The organism is Streptomyces sp. NPDC015661, from assembly GCF_043077765.1.
Lineage (GTDB): Bacteria > Actinomycetota > Actinomycetes > Streptomycetales > Streptomycetaceae > Streptomyces.
This window is the reverse complement of sequence record NZ_JBIBST010000020.1, coordinates 12,110-28,353: the sequence shown is the minus strand read 5'-3', so window position 1 is coordinate 28,353 and position 16,244 is coordinate 12,110. Positions and strand designations below refer to the sequence as shown.

The window sequence follows — 16,244 nt, the reverse complement described above, 5'->3', positions numbered from 1 at the left end:
GCAGAGCTTCGTTCAGCCGGGGCAGGTGTTCCGGTAGCCGGTGCCGGGCAGATAGCGTGCCCATTCCTCGCGGGTCAGGCCGCCGCCGGCGACCAGGCAGGCGGTCCGGTCGAGGCTGTCGCGCAGGTCGTAGGTCGGCCGGAGGTCCCAGAGGACGACCTTGCCCTCCATGCCGGCGGTAGCAAGGATCCGGCCGTCGGACGACAGCAGCATCTGTGTGATGCCTCCCGCGGTGGGGAGGGCGGTGCTCAGCTGACGAGGCCGTGCGGGATTGCCGAGATCCCACAGGAGGACGTTTCCGTCGTCCCCGCCGGTCGCCATGAAGCCCGCGGAGGGGGCGAACTGCACGCTGGGACGGCCGTTGCCGTACGGGCCAAGGGGCTCGCCGAGGCGCCGTGCGTGGGTGGGATCCTTCAGGTCCCAGAGGATGACGGCGCCCCCGATGTCACTGGTCGCCAGCAGATTGCCCGCCGGGGACATCGCCCCTCCTGCCACCTCATGGGCGTGGCCGGCCAGCGCCTGGCCGAGTCGGCGTGGGTGGGCGGGCTCGGAGATGTCCCACAACCTTGCGCCGTTCGGATCTCCCGACCCCACACTCGGCGTGCTGGTGCTGTCACCGAGGATCACCACGCCATCGCTGTCCGAGTACGTGATCGAGATCGTCGGTTCAGGCACCGGACTGCGCGTCACCGTCGGGCTTCCGGAGCCGGCCACGAGCGCGAGCAGACGCCCGTCACGGACCCGCCAGACGCCCAGCGTGATTTCATCGTGGAGCACTTCCGCGCGACGCCGCGGCCTGGCTGCGTCCCCGACGTCCCAGATCGTCGTACCGAAGCCCCCGCGTGCGACGAGGGTCCTCGCATCGGCCGAGAACACCAGACCCTCCACGATCAAACCCGCACCCGTGAGGGGAGAACCCAGCCGCCTGGGGTGCTTGCGATCGGACAGATCCCAAAGGACGACTGTCGCCTTTCCCAGAGCGTCGTCCGGAGCTCTGCCGCCGGTGGCCAAGGTCCTGCCGTCGGGGGCGAAGGCGACGGCACGAACGTCTTCGTCGGCGTGCCCGGTCAGAGCGGGCAGAGTCGCGAGCCTGCGCGGCCGGGCCGGCGCGGTGATGTCCCAGAGGACGACGGTGTGGTCCGAGGCGCCGGTTGCCAGCATGGTGCCGTCTTCGGACATGGCCAGGGCGTCGATTCTGTTGTGCTGCCCCGTGTGTGCGGCGAGAGGAGGACCGAAGGCGCGCGGGTGGCCGGCGCGCGCCAGGTTCCAGAGGGTGATGATGCCGTCGACGCTTCCGCTGGCCGCCCTCAGCCCGTCTGGGGAGAACGCCTTGGCGGAGTCCGTCTGGCCGGCCGTCAGCTGTTCGGTCGAGCGTGGGGCGTCGATGGAAGTGACGTCCCAGAGCAGCAGCCCGGCGTCCCCCTCCCCCTTGGTCGCCAGGGTGGATCCGTGGGGTGAGAAGGCCACACCCGCACCGGCCGTCACGCGGGTGAAGGCTCGGGAGGGTTTCGGGTGGGTCGGGTCGGCGACGTTCCACAGGGCGGCGCCGAAGAGGGCTCCGCCGAGTGCGAGCGTCCTGCCGTCGGCGGAGAGGGCGACGGCATCCACCAGGTCGCGCTGCGCGGGCTCGATCCGGCCGAGTTGCCGCGGCGCCCGGCGCTGCCGGATGTCCCAGAGGGTCACGGGGCCTTCCCAGGTGTGGCGGCCGGACGCGGCGATCCAGCTGCCGTCGGACGAGAACGCGACGGTCTGCACCCGCTCGCGGGTGACGGCGGTCGGCGGCCCGAACGGCCGGATCCGGGCCGGGTCGGTCACGTCCAGGAGCTCGAGCCCCGGGGCGGCCTCGCTCGACCTGGCCAGCACCGTGCCGTCCGGCGACAACCAGGTCCTCGTGTCGCTGTCCTCGACACCTCGGAGCGGCGTGCCCATGAGCCGCGGATGCCGTGGGTCGGACAGATCCCATACGGCGACCGCCCCGTCGGCGGCCGCCGCGACGAGCCGGCTCTCGCCTTTGGAGAACCCCACGGTCTTTACGCCAACGGTGTTCGGAATGGCGATCGCCTCACCGAGCTGACGGGGGCGCAGCGGGTCACTCACGTCCCACAGCATGATGCCGCCCCGCTCGAAGCCGGCCGCGAGGTAGCGGCCGCCTGGAGAGTAGACGACCGACGTCACCGGGCTGGCGAGGCCGGTGAGCTGCCCGGCGTACGGCGTGCTGCTGATCGCCTCCTGCAACGAGCCGTACGTGTCGGCGTCGGCGTGGAGCCCGTGAGCGGCGACGCCGAGTCTCAGCGCCGTCCGGGGATCGGTCCGGAACACCGACTCGGCCTGGGTCATCAGCTGTCGACTCGTGGCGACCCGCTGTTGCTCCTGTGCGGTGGAGCGTTGTTGCAGGGCCACGATCGCCGTGGCGGAAGTGAGGACGGCCAGCGTCGCGAGTCCGGCGATCACGGAACGCCGGATCCGGACCGAACGCCGGGCGTTGCGGCCGGACGCGGAGAGGAAGGCGGACGCGGTCGCGCTCGGCCGGTCGTGATCCGGACGATTCGCCCAGTCACGGGCCGTCTGCAGCCGCAGGCCCCGGTAGAGCAGGCCCGGGTCACGGCGGTTGTCGGCCCATTCGTGCGCCGCCTGCTCAAGCTGTTGGCGGATCAGCAGGCCGGTCCGGTCGGTGTCGATCCACCGGCGCAGCCGAGGCCAGGCACGCAGCAAGGCCTCATGGCTGATCTCGATGGTGTCCTGCCGCTGCGTCAGCAGCCGACCGCGGGTGAACGCGTCGACGGTCGCAGTGAGGGCTACGGGGTCGTCACCGAGGTCGGCCAGTTCGGTACGGGCGATTCTGCGTCGGGTGTCCTGGGTGCCGTCACCGATGCGTACGAGTCGCAGGAACAGCGCGCGGGCAGCCTGCTGTTCGGCCGGGTCGAGTGCGCCGAAGATCCTTTCGGCGGTCGTAGCGATGGCCTGGTGGATGCCACCGGTGGCGCGGTAGCCGTCCACGGTGAGGGTGTGGCCGTGCCGTTGCTGCCAGCAGGCGCGCAGGGCATGAGCGAGGTAGGGCAGCCGCCCCACCTCGTACGCGCCGCCGTCCTCGGCCGCCGCGTCTCCCTCACGCCCGTCCTCCTCGGCCCCCGCGTCTCCCCCGCGCCCGGCCCCCTTGGCCCCCGCGTCTCCCCCGCGCCCGGCCCCCTTGGCCCTCGCGTCTCCCCCGCGCCCGGACTCCGCAGCCCCCGCGTCTCCCCCGCGCCCGGCCCCCTTGGCCCTCGCGTCTCCCCCGCGCCCGGCCCCCTTGGCCCTCGCGTCTCCCCCGCGCCCGGACTCCGCAGCCCCCGCGTCTCCCCCGCGCCCGGACTCCGCAGCGACTGCGGACACGCCGACGACGCCTCCAGCATCCTCCGTCCCTGTGCCCCTTCCGCCCGCGGACCCTCCCGGGTCTGCGTCGGCGCCGAGGTCGCGCAACAGCAGCTCGACCAGGCCCGGCTCCACCTCCAGGCCCACGTCCCGCGCCGGGAACAGGATCGCCTCCCGCAACTCCGCGCGGGTCATGGGCCCGACCAGCAGCTGCCCCTGCCGCAGGGCCTCGCGCAGCTGCGGAAAGCCGGCGCAGGAGCCGTAGAAGTCCGACCGCAGCCCGTACACGACCACCGCGCGCGGGCGCGACCCGCCGGGTCCGGTCCCGGCGGGTCCGGTCCCGGCGGGTCCGGTCCCGGCAAGTCCCGTCCTGTCGAGTCCCGTCCCGGCAAGTCCGGTCCCGGCGAGTCCCGTCCTGTCGAGTCCCGTCCCGGCAAGTCCGGCAAGCAGGTCGAGAAAGCGGTGCTGCTCCCGTTCACCGACCCCGAGAGTGAACAGTTCCTCCAGCTGGTCGACCACCACCACGAACCGGCCGGTCTCCGCCGCGCTGCCCGGGCCTTCGAGCTCCCCGGTGCTCAGGCCGGTGTGCTCGGCCAGGCCCGCGGCCAATGCGGCCAGGGGCTGCGCTGTTGGGGTGATCAGTACCTGGGGCCAGTCGGCCGAGCCCGCGACCGGCAGCGCGCCACGCCGGACCGCGGGCAGCAGGCCGGCCCGTAGCAGCGAGGACTTGCCGGCCCCCGAGGGCGCGGTCACGACCAGCGGCCCGCCGGTGACCAGTCGTTCGTCGAGGCGGAGGAGCAGCTCGGCGGTCAGCCGGTCCCGCCCGAAGAACCACCGGGCCTGTTCGGCGTCGAAAGCCGCGAGCCCCGGGTACGGGCACTCTCCGCCGCCCGGCTCGTCGCCCCGCAGGGCCTGCCGGGTCCTGCGCAGGCCGTCCTCGTAGTGCACGTGCAGATCCCGCTCGGCCACGTACTGGTCGCGAGCAGCCTGGAAGATCCGGCTCCGGCCGGCGGCCCAGGCGTACAGGCCGGTCTCGCCGCTCTCGGGCTCGCTCACGAACCGGTGATGTGCTGGTCGCGGCCGGCCTGGAACACCCGCGCGTGCCCGGAAGCCTCCGCCTTCATCACCAGCTTCCCGATCCGGGTTCGCTCCTCGACCGGCAACACAGGGACGAGCCTCTCCTCCAGCAGCCGCCGCACCTCGGCCACCATCGAAGCGTCTTCGCGCACCAACCGCTGGAGCTCGCTCTGCCAGGCACCGGCCAACGCCCGCTCGGCCTCGTCGTCGCCCGCCCGACGGGCTTCCAGCACCTCCGCCCGTACGGCCTCAAGATCCGCGCCCACCTGCTCGGCACGTTCCGGACGCCACCTGCGCCACAACGCCACGACCGCGTCCCGGGCCTGCTCCCACGCACTGGTCGCCATCGCCGATACCACTGCCGTGCCCGCGGCCGTCACCATCGGATCCATCCCGCACCCTCACTCCGGACTACCCGAGACAAGCACCGTAAGCCGACGAGTCCCTCTGATCTCGATCGAGACCACGCTGACGCGGCCCGGCATCAGCCCGATGGACCAGTCCCGTGGCTTGGCTGTGCGGCTGGACCGATCAGAACCAGGGCTGGATTCGATGCGACCCGCCAGGGTTATCGTGCTGATTCACCAAGGGAGGGGAAGTCGGCATGCCCAACAGATCGCGGCCGAAGGACGCCCTCGGCTGTCTGCGTGCCGAGCTGGCGGCCGGGCAGTCGACGATGGCCGACGGTACGACTCGGGGTGCGTGGCTCGCCTTCGTACGTTTCGGGCGGAGGCGCTTCCATACAGCACCCACATCCGACTCCGACGGCTTGCTCTTTCAGTACGGCACGTATGCCTCCAGCGGGCGACCGATGTTCACTGTGAACCTCACGAGGCAGTTCAACGTCAGCGACGATGACGAGCACGACTGCTACGTGCAGGTCCATTGCGAGCTCCGCTACGAGCCGGCGCTGGACTGGGATGCCTTGGGAAGTTTCCACTCGTGGTTCTTTCACGACACCGATGCGGACCTCGACGGGTGGTTGGCTGCCATGGAGGAGCGTCTCGGTCCGCTCCTTGATCGCAGGCCCGCCGGGATCGACCTGTATGAGGAGCCGGTATAGCGGGCCGACGGTATCCACCTGCGCGTACGACTGGAGGAGGCGAAGGCCGCGGTCCTGGTCGTCATGGGCGTGCGCGCGGACGGAACCAAGGAGCTGATCGCGGTGGCCGACGGCTACCGCGAGTCCTCAGAGTCCTGGGCGAGCCTGCTGCGGGACTGCCAGCGGCGCGGCATGCGCGCTCCCATCCTCGCCGTCGGCGACGGAGCCCTGGGCTTCTGGAACGCGTTGAGCGAGGTCTTCCCCGAAACCCGCCAGCAAAGGTGCTGGGTTCACAAAACGGCCAACTGCCTCGACAGCGTCCCGAAGTCAGCTCAGCCCGCGGCGAAGAAGGCCATCCAGGACATCTGCAACGCCGAGGACAGGGAGCACGCGGCCGCCGCGGTCAAGGCGTTCGCCAAGCAGTACGGCGCGAAGTTCCCCAAGGCCGTCAAGAAGATCGTCGATGACGAGGATGAGCTGCTGGTCGTTCTACAACTTCCCCGCCGAGGACTGGATCCACCTGCGGACAACCAACCCCGTCGGGTCGACCTTCGCGACCGTCCGTCTGCGGACCAAGGTCACCAAGGGCGCCGGATCCAGGGCCGCCGCCCTGGCGATGGTCTTCAAGCTCGTCGAGTCCGCCCAGGCGCGCTGGCGAGCCGTGAATGCACCCCATCTCGTTGCCCTCGTCCGCGCTGGGGCCCGCTTTGAAAGCGGGCAGCTCGTTGGACGGCCGCGGACGACCGCGGCATGAATGGAGTGGCGGACCTGCCTCGAAGTTCGAGAACATCCGGTCATGTTGGATGGCACGGCAGGACAGGACCTTCCGGTCGGCTTCGGGTTCCGGCCGTATCGCGGCGGCGAAGACCACGGCGCCATGGCCGCGGTGCGGCTGGGGTGTGTTGAACGGGACCGGGTCGATGTCCATTCGGTAGTGGATAGGCTCCCGACGGCGGCCGAGATCGCCGAGGCTTCTGCCAAGTGGGAGGAGCCGTCGAAGAACCAGATCCTGGTGGTGCTCGGCGGGAGCGTCGTAGGCTACTCGACGATCCGGTGGTGGCAAGAGCGGGACGATACGTGGCTGTACCTGCACTGCGGCTACCTCTTGCCCGAGCATCGCGGCCAGGGCATCGGCTCAGCCATGCTGAGCTGGGCCGAAGAGCGGATCCGCCAGCTCGTCAAACAGCATGGAACGGCGCGGACGGCAGTGATCGGCGCGAACGCCTCGGTCTCCGAGCAGGACGCCACGGCACTTCTGTGTGCAGCCGGCTACCGACGTGTTTTCAGCCTGGTCGAGCTGGAGCTGGGCGATCTGCATCAGGTGCCCGAGCCGGGCGGCGAACTGCCGGCCGGGATACGGACAGGGCCGATCGGGACGAGCCACTACCGTGCAGCCTGGAGGACGGTCGTCGATTCGTATGCGGACACCGGTTTCACTCAGAGATGGCCTTTCCGGGACTTCGTCGACACCGCCGACCCGGCATGCTGGAGGGCTGCCTGGAGCGGGCAGGACATGGTCGGCGTCGCCCTGTGCTCCATCCGCCGTCACGGCCACACCGTGGGCGAGGTGGAAGAGCTGAGTGTCCGGACGGACCAGCGACGCCTCGGAATCGGCCGGGTCCTGCTGCTGGACGGGCTGCGGAGCCTTCGCGAGCAGGGTGCAACGTCCGCTCGGCTGTTCACGGGCACGGCAAATCCGCACCGGTCCTACGACCTTTACGAGAGTGTGGGGTTCCGGCGGCGGAACGAGTACGTCCGCTATCGCAAGCCGCTTGCTTGATCGACCGGCCATTGGCTGTCGGGTCAGTCCACAGGATTTGACAATGCGTCCAAAATGGCTGGTCACGGGCGCGGTCTTGCAGGACCCTGAGCGTATGCCTCGACGCCTCATGTTCGTGCAATTGAAGACTGGTTACAACACCGACCGCGGACCCTCGTGGATCGGGTGGGTGGACTTCTCGAAGACCTGGAGCACCGGGTACTTCCACGGGAGGACACTGCGCCGGGCAGGGGGGATGTTCGATGCGAACTTCTACGACGTGCAGACCAACGAGGAGTTCTGGGTCTCCGGGCCCAAGCGGGACCGCACCGACGCCCGCTACGGCCCCTCCAACCCTGAAGTCGATCCGGAAGCCGTGGAGGCCTATCACGCCTTCCTGGAGGGGGCGCCCCTGCCGGGCCGGGAGAACGGCTAACCTCGCGCCCTTGCGAGCGGGCTTGTCCGGGTCTTGATCAGATCAACGGAGAGTGCTTCTGACCTGCAACGATGGGTCTCGGTGGGGGTCCTGTCAGCTGCGATGAAAGAAGCACTCTCCAGGTGAACAGGCGTCTCGGGTCGACTCCGCCTGTCCGCGTCCAGGGCGATGGCGGCGCGGTGGTCTCGCAGGCGACTGGGTGCTGCTGGCGGAGACCGTCCGCAAGACCGGTCTGGACACGGCGATATCGGCGGCGCTGGCGCCGGGGCGCAAGCCGCGGGCGGTGCACGACCTGGGCAAGATCCTGCTGGACTCGCGCCGACGGTCGCGCTGGGCGGGGACTGCTTGTCAGACGTGGCGGTGCTGCGGACCGAACCCGCGCTGTTCGCACCAGTGGCCTCCGATCCCACCGTCTCCAGACTGATGGACACCATGGCCGGGGCCGGCTCTCATGCGCTGGCCGCGATCCGCCGGGCCAGGGCCGAAGCGCGCGCGCACGTAGGGAAGTTGGCCCTGGCCGATGCCCCGACGCGAACGGCCAAGTCTTCGCGGATATCGACGGCGTGCTGGTCCTGACGCACTCCGAGAAGCAGGACGCCACCGCGACCTGGAAGCGAACCTTCGGGCACCATCCGCTGGTCGCGTTCGTCGACCACGGGTCGGCCGGGTCCGGGAGCCTGTGGCCGCCTTTTGCGGCCGGGCAACGCAGGCAGCAACACCGCGGCCGACCACATCACCACCACCCGGCTGGCCCTGGCCCAGTTGCCCAAGCAGTACAGGCGCGGCCGCCGCACCCTGATCCGCACCGACTCCGCCGGCGGCAGGCACGAGTTCCTGGACTGCCTCACTGCGCGCGACCGGTGGCTGTCCCAGTCGACCGGTATGACGCTCACCGACGCCGTCCACCGCGCCGTGCTGCGAGTACCGGACTCGGCCTGGACGGCACAGGTCGAACCGGACGGCCAGATCCGCGACGGCGCCCGGGTGGCCGAACTGGCCGGGGACCTCCTCAAGGACTCGCCTGCCGGGATCCGGTTGATTGTGCGCAAGGAACGTCCGTATCCCGGAGGGCAGTTGAGGTTCACCGACTCCGACGGCATGCGTCTGACCTGTTGCGCCACCCACGCCACCGGCATCGCGATCGCGGCCTTGGAACTGCGGCACCGCCAGCGCGCCCGCGCCGAGGACCGCAACCGCGCGGCCCGCGACACCGGCCTGCGCAACCTGCCCCCGCACCGCACTGCCCAGAACCAGGTCTGGCTGGAGATCTTTCCGTGGCCCGCGACCGCCGCCAATTCTCATCAACATTCGGAGGCCCAGCAGCAACCGGCTGTTCCCAGCCCCCACCGACAAGGGAGCCGTGGACTTCGGCCATCGGAGCGGTCGCCGCGACTGCCGACTGGGCACTGGCAGTCGGTGGTGCCGTCGTCCGCTTCTGTCCCCGCAACGGGGCAGCTTGGGACGTGCGGGGCGCACGAGGGACGGTGGTCACGGCCGTCGTGGCGATGGTCGCCGCGGCGCCGGCCATAATCCTGCGGGAGCGGAGCGCAGACCAGTTCTCCCTCCACACTGGGCGGTCTGCGCAGGCGCTGGCGCCGGGGTGCTGTTCCAGCGTGGCTCCGCACACATGCGAAGCTTTCGGTGTCGCGGACACCGTCGGCACGCTGTTGACGGTCACCACCACGTCCAGCTGTCCGATCCGAGGGGCGCCCACCATGTCTGGTGCGACCAGTCGATCCACGGCGTGCGGATGTACAACGTGTTCTGCTTCTCCGTGGCTAGGGGGACCTTGGGGTGCCCCTCAGCGGGCGCTGGAAGCTGGTCCGTACCCGGGGTGCCTGATCCGGCCCTCGGGGCAATCCCCGAGCCCTTCACTCCTCGTCGTCAGGGAAGAAAGCGTCTTCGATCCGGAGCATCTCCTCAGCGCTCAGTTGCGGTGGCGACCACCCGCGGAGGCGTGCGTGCTCGACGAAGCGGGCATCCACCGGCACGTGGTACCGCTCGACGTAGTGAGCGAGGTCCGTGTGCCAGAACCACTCGCCATCCGTCAGCAGACAGAGAGCGTCGATCGCCTCTTCCGACGGACTGAGGACGTCATAGACGCCTGATCCGGTCGCGGCAAGCACCTGGCCGGCGCCTAGGTAGCGGACCAGATCCTCTTCGTATGGATCGCCCTCGCTACGCACGCAGGCGTACAGGGACGGTCCGTCCGGACGGCCGTGCTCCAGCTCCCGGAACTCACCCAGGAAACGGTCGGCGTATGTGTACATGCGCTCGCTGCTCACCAGCGTCAGGGTAACCACTCCTACCGCCCGAACAGGCAGTACCCGACCGCCCGCCAGGAAACAAGGACCATCCCCGCGGGCACGGGGAGCAGCAGGTGCCGGTGACGGACCACGACTTCCTGTCGGGCCATCCCCGCAGGCGCGGGGCGCAGACCCCGTGACCTGCAATTCTGTCTCAGAAGCAGCCACAGCTGAACCATTCACCCATACCCGACGTAGCGGTCGCGCAGATACGTGTGGTGATCGCACGCCAGTGGGGCGGTCAGCCCGCGCCGGCTTCTGTCCTCCACGCGGAGCGGAGTTGCGCGTGGACCTCGCCGGATTGGCGAAGACCCGCCCGGTAGGCCGGTTCCCAGGCTGCCAGGTCGCCCATGTCCGAGCCGAAGGCGCGTACTGACGCCGGGTCGGGGCTGATGGTCAGCACGGTGTCCGCCCCCACGGCCGCCAGCTGCTCGTTGAGCCGACGCGTCCGCGTCCTGCGCGTCCGGTCCCGTGGCGGCTTCCGGGGGGCTGGGCCGGTCATCGGGAGGGATCTTCCGGAGGCGAATGCTGTTGGACGGCCGCCCGGTTCAGGAGCGTACGGGCGGCTTTGACAGAAGGTCTCGCGCTTCTCGCAGCAGATTTCGGAGGTCTGCGCGCAATCCCCTTGCGCAATGGTCAAGGATCGTTGACCATTGCTCGCATGCCTACCGATGACGTTCCCGAGACGTTTCACGTCACCACGGACGAGCAGCTGCGCGCCGTCTCCAATCTCACGCGCCACCGGATCATGGCCGTGCTCCGCTTCGAGCCGGCGACGATTACCCAGATCGCCGAGCGGGTGGGCCTCGCGAAGGGGAGTTCCAGCTATCACGTGCGGCTGCTGGAGCGCGCCGGCCTGGTGAAGGTCGTACGGACACGCAAGGTACGGGGTGTCACCGAGCGGTACTACGCGATGGCCGCGCGGTCGATCGTGCTGCCGGATCCGGGCGAGGGCGGCCCGGATGTACTGATGCGGCATGCGGTGGCGGACCTGGAGGCATCGCCGCCGGATGGCGAACGGCACGTCGGGATGGCGCATCTGCGGCTCACCGACGAGCAGTTCGCGGAGCTGGGGACACGGCTGCAGGCATTGGCGGAGGAGTTCCGGGAGCTGTCCGATCCATCGCTGCCGGACGCGTCCCTCGTCTTCGCACTGTTCCACCCGGCATCACGCGAGCAGGGCGAGGGGGACGCCAAGTGACCTCAGATGTCAGGAAGTTGCCAGCCGGATTCGCGCGGCTGTGGACCGCGCAGACGGTGTCCTCGCTCGGTGACGGGGTGTCGCATGCCGCGCTGCCACTGCTCGCGTTGACGCTGACGCGGGATCCGATGGCGCTCGCCGTCGTCGCGGCCGCCGGGACGCTGCCGTGGCTGCTCTTCGGAGTGCTCGGCGGTGCACTGGTGGACCGCTGGGACCGTCGGCGCACGATGTGGGTCATGGACGCGGCGCGTGCGGCACTGCTCGCGATACCGGCGGCAGCGGCCGCGCTCGACGTGCTGAGCATTCCGCTGCTCGCGGCCGTCGCCTTCCTGCTCGGCCTCGGCGGGCTCTTCTTCGACACGGCCGCCACGGCCTATCTGCCGGATCTGCTCGGCCGCGACCCCGCACTCCTGGAGCGCGCCAACTCCCGTCTGCGCGGCGCCCAGACCGCCATGTCCGGCTTCGCGGGGCCGCCCGCGGGCAGTGCGCTGCTCGCGCTCGGGCGGGCGGTCCCGCTGCTCGCCGACGCTGTGTCGTTCGCTCTTTCCGCCCTGCTCGTACGGTCGCTGCCCGCCACGCCCCGGCCTGTGCCGGAGATCCGCGAGTCGCTGCTACGGCAGGCGCGGGCCGGTGCCTCGTACGTCTTCCGGGACCGGCTGCTGCTGGGGCTTGCGCTCCGCCCGGCGGTCGGGAACATCGCCTTCCTGGCAGTGGAGACCGTCCTCGCCCTCTTCGCGCACGAGCGTCTCGGCATCGACACCTACGGCTTCGGCCTGCTCCTCACCGCGGAGGCCACCGGCGGCCTGCTCGGCGCGGGCATCGCCTCCTTCCTCGGCCGACGACTCGGCACCGGCACCGCACTGACCTGCACCGCCGCCATCGAGGGACTCGCCATCCTCGGACTGGCCGCCGCCCCGAACCCGTACGTGGCCGGGCTCGCGCTCGCCGCCTGCGGGGCCGGCATGGGCGCCACGATGGTGCTCGCGCCCTCCCTCCGGCAGACGGTCGTCCCCGCCCGCCTCATGGGCCGGGTCGCCTCCACCTCCCGCATGCTGGCCATGTGCGCCGCTCCCATCGGGGCCTTCCTCGGCGGCTGGCTGGCCACCACTTACGACATCCGCACCCCGCTGTACGCGGCCGCCGGCCTCCTCCTGGCGATGACCGCCGTCACCGCCACGATGACCAACAACCGCCGGGTCGAAGCTGCCCTGCGCGCCGCAGCCCTGGCCGGCGGCCCGGATCACCCGGCACTCAAGGAACCCGCCCAGGCGAGTGCACCCGCCGTGTCATGACTCCTCCCCCACACGTGGGGAAGTTGCTGCGGCCAGGTCGCGGACGCGGACGCGGAGCGACATCCGAGATCTCGCACAGGCCGAAACGCCGTGCCGGGCGTACGAAGCACTGTCGGTCGCCGCCCGTGTCCGGGAGCACGCCATGATCGAGGTTCAGCAGGTCGTCCGGGGTGGAGATGGTTGTCACGCGGGGTGCCGGGCGTGCCGGGCGGCGTCGACCAGCGGGGTAGCGTCAGGGAGCTAGTCAGCGCTAGGGAGCCGGTCAGCGCTAGGTAGCGGGGCAGCGCCCGGGAGCGGGGCAGCGCCCGGGAGCGGGGCAGCTCCCCTTGCTCCGGTCGATGACCGGGTCAGATGAGAGCGGAGGCGAGTTCGCGCCACTCGCGCTCCGGCAGCGTCGTCGGATCGGCGCCCAGTACCTGTAGGCAGACGTGGTCGGCTCCTGCGTCGAGGTGATCCTGCACGCGGCGGCGGATCGCCTCCGTGTCGCCGTACGCGACGATCGCATCCACCAGTCGGCGACTCGGTCCACCCGCGATGTCCTCGTCGCCGAAGCCGAGCCTTCGGACATTGGCCCGCTGGTGCGCCGCCATGGTGACGTATCCGGCGACGTGTGCCGCGGCAACCTCCCGGGCCCGGCCGAGGTCGGTGTCGAGGACGACGGCCTGCTCGACGCCGAGGAATGCATCCGGTCCCATGATCGTCCGGGCTTCCGCGGTGTGCTCGACGGGCACGAAGTAGGGGTGCGCACCCCAGGTGCGTTCGGCGGCCAGTTGGAGCATCTTCGGGCCGAGGGCGGCCAGTACGCGGCGCGGGGCCGGGTCCGGTACGGGGCCGTGGGCGGGGGTTGCGTCCATGGCTTCGAGGTAGGCGCGCATCGTGGCGAGCGCCCTGCCCCGGGCCGGGACGGGGTAGCCGTCCACCAGATGCACGGTGTCGTCGACCCGGTGTCCGCCCAGGCCGAGGAGGTAGCGTCCGGGGAAGGCCTCACCGAGTGTGCGTGTCGCGTTGGCCATGGCGATCGGGTCCCGGTAGGCGATGTTGGCGATACCGGACGCGACGGTGATCCGGCGGGTGGCCGACAGCAGTAACCACGCCTGGCCCACTGTGTCGCGGCCGAACGCCTCACCGTGCCAGATCGCTCCGTAACCCAACTCCTCCAGCTCTGCGGCCGATTCACGTACGCGTCCGGCGGGTTGTCCCTCGTAGGCGAAGGTCCAGATCCCGACCCGGCCGAGCCCGGTCCGCGCGTCGTCAGTCATCCGTACTCCTCAGGCAGCGTTCCGGAGAGGTTCTCCGTTTTCCTGGCGGTTAGAATACGGAGAACCTCTCCGGTTTGCCATCCCGGGAGCCGACCGAAGGGCGGGACGATGACGAACAGACAGAGCCACACCCCGGCCGAGCCTCCGAGACGAACGGACGCCCGCCTCAACCGCGAACGTCTGGTGGCGGCGGCGCGTGAGGTGTTCGCCGAAGCCGGGCCCGGCGCGTCCCTCAACGAGATCGCCCGCCGGGCGGGGGTGGGCCCCGGCACCTTGTACCGCCACTTCCCCAACCGTTCAGCCCTGCTCACGGCGGTACTCGCGGACCGAATCGAAACACTGCGCGCTGAAGCGGAACAGCTGCTCACTTCGCCGAACGCCGACGACGCCCTGGACCAATGGCTACGGGCCTTCCTCACCCATGCCCGCGTGAACCAGGGCATGGGCAGCGCCCTGTTGGTGGAATCGGTCGGCGAGTTGGGCTTCGACTGCCACCGACGCATCCTGGACATGGCGAGCGACCTGCTCGCCCGAGCTCAACGGCACGGAACGGCCCGCGCCGACCTGACAGCCGACGACGTTCTCCAACTCGTCATCGGGATCGCCCTTTCCACAGCCCACAGCAAGCAGGCCGGGCAGCCCGAGCGGCTGCTGGACCTGGTGCTGGACGCCGTGCACGGGGCACCACGCCGGAGTGAATGAGTCCCGTCTGGACCGGGAGACAACCCGAGATCCGCAACCGCTTGTCACACATCCTCGAAGTCGGCGACGTCGTCATCGACGACACGCCGACCCCCGACCACAGGAGGCGCATGGCGGGGTGGCGGAGTCAGTGGGCGATCGGGGTGGCGCCGGTCGCAGCGGCTGACAGGTCCCACAGCCGTGCGGCCGAATCCTGGTCGACGGCGTATGCGCGGACTCCGCCGTCGTCCATGGGAGTCGCGGGAGCGGAGACGCCGGCAACGTCGCAGTCCTCCAGGTAGAGGCCGCCCAGGCCGTCGAGGAGGGGGGATGTGGCGGCCCACAGGCCGGTGGAAGCGCCCTGGGCCGGGGTCTTGAAGTCGGCGCCGATCACGTTGCCGCGTTCGTCCACCCAGCCGCGGTCGATCTGCTCCTGGAGTGCCATCTCCCGCTGCAGCCCGGTGATGATCTTGCCGGGGTGCAGCGCGAACGCGCGGACACCGTCACCACGGCCGAGAACATCCAGGTGCACGGCGAAGAGGGCGTTGGCGGTCTTGGCCTGTCCGTAGGCCAGCCACTTGTCGTAGCCGGTACGGAAGTGTGGGTCGTGCCAGCGGATGTCGCTCAGGGTGTGGCCGGCGGAGCTGTTGACCACGACGCGGGCGCTGCCGGCGGCGGCCAGGAGCGGGTAGAGCCCACAGGCGAGGGTGAAGTGTCCGAAGTGGTTGACGGCGAGCTGACTCTCCCAGCCGGGGCCGATGTGCCGTTCCGGGGTGGCCATCACTCCGGCAACAGCCATGAGCAGGTCGATCCGGGTCAGGGATGCGCGAATCCTGACGACGGCGGCGCGCACGCTCTGGACGTCGGCCAGGTCCATGGGGATGACCTCGCAGCCTTCCACGTCCGCGAGCGCGATGCGGGCGACGTCCGGCCGGCGTGCCGGGACAACGACATGGGCCCCGGCTGCTGTCAGGGCGCGGGTGGTTTCCAGGCCGAGTCCGGAGTAGCCCCCGGTCACGACGGCGCTCATGCCGGAGAGGTCGAGGCCCGCGATGACGTCCTGGGTGGTGCTCGTGGCGGAGAAGGGCGAGCCGAGCGGCCGCTGATCAATGCTGGTCATGTCGACGAAGCTACGATCTAGAGTGAGGTCTAGATCAAGTCCTACACTCTGGCGCATGGCAACGACCCACACTCCTGCGGAGCCACTGAGCATCGGCGAGGTGGCCGAGCAGACCGGACTCAGCGCGCACGCTCTACGCTTCTACGAGCGCGAGGGCCTGCTGGTCGGACCGATCGAGCGCACCTACGGCGGCCGGCGCCGGTACAGCGCGCTCGATGTCGAATGGCTACTGATCTGCGTCAAACTACGGGAATCCGGGATGCCGCTGGCCGACCTCAAGCGCTTCGCCGAGCTGGTACGGCACGGTCCCGGCAACGAGGTGGAACGTCTGCAGCTCCTCGATACCCACCGACAGCGCGTGGACGCCCAGATTCAGGCACTGGAGGAGTGCCGCTCCGTCATCACTTGGAAGGTCGGCGTCTATGCCGAACACCTCGCCCGAGGGGAAGCCGACGGCCTCTGGGACCCCACGACCTGAATCCAAAGACGAGCTCTCTCTCCCCCCCTTGCGGGGCACACCATCGCAGTCGCCAGGCCCCCGGCCGTGGTGATCGTGGGGTAGGGCGAGGGGAGCATTCTGACGATCAGTGGGCCGTGCTGGAGTCGATGCCACCGGTGGCGATGCGCGGTAGGCCGGCGGTGGGTTGGCGGAGGCCGATCGATGGCATCCGGTGGCGGACGCAGACTGGTCCTTGGAGGGATCTGCCCTCCGGTATGAGTACG

12 protein-coding genes and 2 pseudogenes are annotated in these 16,244 nt (G+C 70.1%); 9 read left to right on the top strand and 5 right to left on the bottom strand.

The features are described from left to right. Positions 1–12: 12 nt before the first annotated feature. Together ACF07V_RS36540 and ACF07V_RS36535 are read right to left on the bottom strand one after the other, a co-directional pair. Positions 13–4,404 (bottom strand): WD40 repeat domain-containing protein, encoded by a 4,392-nt coding sequence (locus tag ACF07V_RS36540; protein WP_392160128.1) that lies wholly within the window; start codon positions 4,402–4,404, stop codon positions 13–15. Then, positions 4,401–4,817, bottom strand: a complete 417-nt coding sequence (locus tag ACF07V_RS36535) for a hypothetical protein (protein WP_392160126.1) — start codon at positions 4,815–4,817, stop codon at positions 4,401–4,403. Before ACF07V_RS36535 ends, ACF07V_RS36540 begins: the two co-directional genes overlap by 4 nt. A gap of 212 nt (positions 4,818–5,029) precedes the next feature. Between ACF07V_RS36535 and ACF07V_RS36530 the strand changes: the two genes are divergently transcribed. The 5 genes and pseudogenes from ACF07V_RS36530 to ACF07V_RS36510 all read left to right on the top strand — a co-directional run. Continuing rightward, positions 5,030–5,488 (top strand): hypothetical protein, encoded by a 459-nt coding sequence (locus tag ACF07V_RS36530; protein ID WP_392160124.1) that lies wholly within the window; start codon positions 5,030–5,032, stop codon positions 5,486–5,488. A 6-nt stretch (positions 5,489–5,494) separates the two neighbouring features. Continuing rightward, a pseudogene (locus ACF07V_RS36525) lies at positions 5,495–6,221 on the top strand (IS256 family transposase); the annotation flags it as partial. 42 nt (positions 6,222–6,263) lie between these two features. Continuing rightward, positions 6,264–7,247 (top strand): GNAT family N-acetyltransferase, encoded by a 984-nt coding sequence (locus tag ACF07V_RS36520; RefSeq protein ID WP_392160122.1) that lies wholly within the window; start codon positions 6,264–6,266, stop codon positions 7,245–7,247. A gap of 235 nt (positions 7,248–7,482) precedes the next feature. Further along, positions 7,483–7,662: a hypothetical protein gene (locus ACF07V_RS36515; RefSeq protein WP_392160120.1), complete on the top strand. Its 180-nt coding sequence runs from the start codon at positions 7,483–7,485 to the stop codon at positions 7,660–7,662. A gap of 122 nt (positions 7,663–7,784) precedes the next feature. Further along, positions 7,785–8,931, top strand: a pseudogene (locus ACF07V_RS36510) (IS1380 family transposase); the annotation flags it as partial. Between the two features lie 602 nt (positions 8,932–9,533). Here ACF07V_RS36510 and ACF07V_RS36505 read toward each other — a convergent pair. Next, entirely contained in the window at positions 9,534–9,947 is a 414-nt protein-coding gene (locus tag ACF07V_RS36505; RefSeq protein ID WP_392160118.1) for a hypothetical protein, read from the bottom strand. A gap of 682 nt (positions 9,948–10,629) precedes the next feature. On the opposite strand from ACF07V_RS36505, the gene ACF07V_RS36500 reads away from it, so the two are divergent. Both ACF07V_RS36500 and ACF07V_RS36495 read left to right on the top strand, forming a co-directional pair. Next, positions 10,630–11,169: an ArsR/SmtB family transcription factor gene (locus tag ACF07V_RS36500; protein WP_392160116.1), complete on the top strand. Its 540-nt coding sequence runs from the start codon at positions 10,630–10,632 to the stop codon at positions 11,167–11,169. A gap of 17 nt (positions 11,170–11,186) precedes the next feature. Next, complete coding sequence (locus ACF07V_RS36495) at positions 11,187–12,461, top strand: MFS transporter (protein ID WP_392160114.1); 1,275 nt, start codon at positions 11,187–11,189, stop codon at positions 12,459–12,461. Positions 12,462–12,808: 347 nt separating this feature from the next. Here the strand turns inward: ACF07V_RS36495 and ACF07V_RS36490 are convergent, their stop codons facing one another. Continuing rightward, entirely contained in the window at positions 12,809–13,720 is a 912-nt protein-coding gene (locus tag ACF07V_RS36490) for a TIGR03620 family F420-dependent LLM class oxidoreductase (protein ID WP_392160113.1), read from the bottom strand. Between the two features lie 108 nt (positions 13,721–13,828). Here ACF07V_RS36490 and ACF07V_RS36485 point away from each other — a divergent pair, with 108 nt between their 5' ends. Next, on the top strand, positions 13,829–14,422 hold the full coding sequence (locus ACF07V_RS36485) for a TetR/AcrR family transcriptional regulator (protein ID WP_392160111.1): 594 nt from the start codon (positions 13,829–13,831) through the stop codon (positions 14,420–14,422). 127 nt (positions 14,423–14,549) lie between these two features. Here ACF07V_RS36485 and ACF07V_RS36480 read toward each other — a convergent pair whose 3' ends face one another. Further along, entirely contained in the window at positions 14,550–15,521 is a 972-nt protein-coding gene (locus ACF07V_RS36480; RefSeq protein ID WP_392160109.1) for an oxidoreductase, read from the bottom strand. Positions 15,522–15,576: 55 nt separating this feature from the next. Here ACF07V_RS36480 and ACF07V_RS36475 point away from each other — a divergent pair, with 55 nt between their 5' ends. Then, entirely contained in the window at positions 15,577–15,999 is a 423-nt protein-coding gene (locus ACF07V_RS36475; RefSeq protein ID WP_392160107.1) for a MerR family transcriptional regulator, read from the top strand. The last annotated feature ends 245 nt before the right edge of the window (positions 16,000–16,244 follow it).